At 59.8% G+C, this 381-nt stretch carries 1 protein-coding gene; it reads right to left on the bottom strand.

Going from position 1 to position 381, the window contains the following annotated elements:
* On the bottom strand, nt 1-381 hold a 381-nt coding region (locus AC1RPQ_RS08110; protein WP_481762279.1), incomplete at both ends, for a hypothetical protein.

Below are 381 nucleotides of genomic sequence, written 5' to 3'. Positions count from 1 at the left end.
CCAGTGCTTCCCGGGCCTGCGCGCTGAGCAGCGAGCGCAGCCCAAATTCATTTTTCAGCTTGTACTGACCGTACCACTTACGCATCCGGTCGTCTTTGCCCTCCATGCGGTTGACTGCGAGCATGAACAGCTCGTGCTTTCCGTGCACCGCCGCGAACTCCTTTTTGCCCACGCCATAGTTTGCGGCCGTCATCAGCCGACCAACGGCCGCCAAATCAGCGGTTTCTCGATCGATCTGGATCAGGCGCTCCATGAGACGCGTCTCTACCTCGTTCACGGCCGTCAAATCGTGACCGACTTTCGTCAGGATCGCCTTCACGTCGTCCAGCTCTTCGTTCAGGGCCAGCACCGCCACATCACGCTCGCGCAGATAGGACACCG

The sequence above is a fragment of the Dellaglioa sp. CoH-57-MRSF-21 genome (genome assembly GCF_056781915.1).
Note: the sequence above shows the minus strand (reverse complement) of the source record. Positions and strands in the feature narration are given on the sequence as shown.